The 1,866-nt window shown below is 66.1% G+C and carries 1 protein-coding gene and 1 pseudogene; both read left to right on the top strand.

Annotation, left to right across the window (positions count from 1 at the left end; translation table 11 throughout):
• Positions 1–287, top strand: a pseudogene (locus tag QZ326_RS13105) (M20/M25/M40 family metallo-hydrolase); the annotation flags it as partial.
• A gap of 93 nt (positions 288–380) precedes the next feature.
• The coding region (locus tag QZ326_RS13100; protein ID WP_295746075.1) for a hypothetical protein at positions 381–1,866 on the top strand (1,486 nt) is incomplete at its 3' end.

The raw sequence follows: 1,866 nt of genomic DNA, 5'->3' as shown, positions 1-1,866 counted from the left end.
GGGGCAACTACCCCGGCTGGCAGTACGACCGGAATTCCGCCCTGCGGGAGGAGGTGCTGGGGGCTTACGAGTCCGTCTGCGGCAAGCAGGGGACCATCGAGGCCACCCACGGCGGCCTGGAGTGCGGCCTTTTCATCGAGAAGCTGCCGGGGCTGGACGCGGTGTCCTTTGGCCCGGAGCTCCACGATGTCCATTCCGTCAAGGAGCGGCTGAGCGTGGCCTCTACCCAGCGGGTGTATGAGGTGACGCGGGAACTGCTGAGACGGGAGAGCGCCGCCCGGAAATAAGGAGAGACCGTCAAGGGCCATTCCCCAGAATGGCCCTTGACTTTCCTGCAATTGGGTGTATCATCTTTTTAGGACGAACTTATACGGAGCGGGGTGTGGATCACGAGACGGAATCGATATGGACGGCGGTATGCGGGGCGGCGGACCCATACCCGGCGGACTAGAGGGCAGATCCAGCGGCTGGTCAGGGTGTGGACGGCGGGGGCCGTTATCCTGCTGGCGCTGGCGGCGGCGTTCCTCCTCCTCCGGGGCGGCGAAGGGCCCGGCTTTGAGGAGGGGGACCTGCTGGTCTGCGTCAACGGCGATGGCTCGGCAGAGCTCTATTGGCCCAAGGCCACCGCCCCCTCGGGCATGTATCGGGTGGAAGTCACCTGCGGCGAAACCAGCGAGACGCGCTATTGCACCCAACCGGCCCTGAGCCTTTCCGGCCTCCCGGAGGGGGAGGAGCTGGAGGTTCAGGTTTGGGCCGTGGCCGACGGAAAGAGCCTCCTTGGAAAACCCAAGGAGGTTAAGAGCTGGAAGGTCTTCCGGGCGAAGCTGCTCCCGCCGGAGGCGCCGGAGGCGCCGGAGGCCCCGGAGGTCTCCGGTACGCTGGAGGACGGCGTGACCTCTCTCCGCTGGACTGGGGAGGGGGAGGTCTTCCAGGTTTTTCAAAGCAATGTGAATTCCGCCCAGGGAGCGGCTGGCGGCGTTCTGCTGGCCTCTACCAGGGAGAGGGCCATTTCTTTAGAGGGGGACCTTTCCCGGCTCACAGTACGGGCAGGCTGGAAAAAGCGGGGCTTTATCCTCTGCGGCCCCGCCTCGTCTCCGGTTTCCCCCCTGCCAGGGATTACCGGCGGGCAGGACCTGCCCAGCGGCGGGCAGTTGTCCCTTGCCTGGCAGGAGACTGCCCCCCGGCTGTGCGTCCTGGAGTGGAACGGGACGCAATGCCACCACTTTGAGGTTCAGCGATGGGTGGGGGAGAAGTGGGAGACCGCCGCCCGCCTCGCGCCGGAGGAGCGCGTGCGCTATGACCTGGGGCGGCTGGGTTCCGGGTCCTATAACCGCTTCCGCGTCGCCGCCCTGGACGGGGACGGAACGGAACTCCAGGCGGAGGAGGTTTCTTTCTGGGCCTCCGTCTCTCCGCTGTACGGCACCATCTGGCCCATCCAGAGCCTCACGCTCTATGAGGACCCCGGAAAAGGGACGCGCCTGGCCTCCGTCCCCGGGGGGACGGCCCTGTGCGTCCTGGCGGAGGAAGGGGATTGGTTCCGGGTCCGCTATGGGGAGGAATACGGCTGGGTGGACAGCCGCTTTTGCATGATCGATCTCCCCGAATACGTGGGGGACCACTGTACTTACGACATCACCAACAGCTACGACTCCCTCTTCGCCGTCCATGGCTCACCCATCCGGGAGGTGACCCACCAGGTGCTTCCGGGCTATGAGAACGTGCGGATGGCGGACGGGACCTTCCTGGTCCCCTACCTGTACCCCTGCGCGAAAAAGCTGCTCACCGCCGCCCAGGCGGCGGAGGCCGACGGCCTCCGGCTGAAAATCTACGAGGCCTTCCGCCCCCAGCGGGCCACCCGCTTTTCCT

The organism is uncultured Oscillibacter sp. (assembly GCF_910587525.1).
In the GTDB taxonomy this organism is placed as follows: Bacteria; Bacillota; Clostridia; order Oscillospirales; family Oscillospiraceae; genus Oscillibacter.
This window is presented reverse-complemented; position numbering and strand designations above follow the sequence as displayed.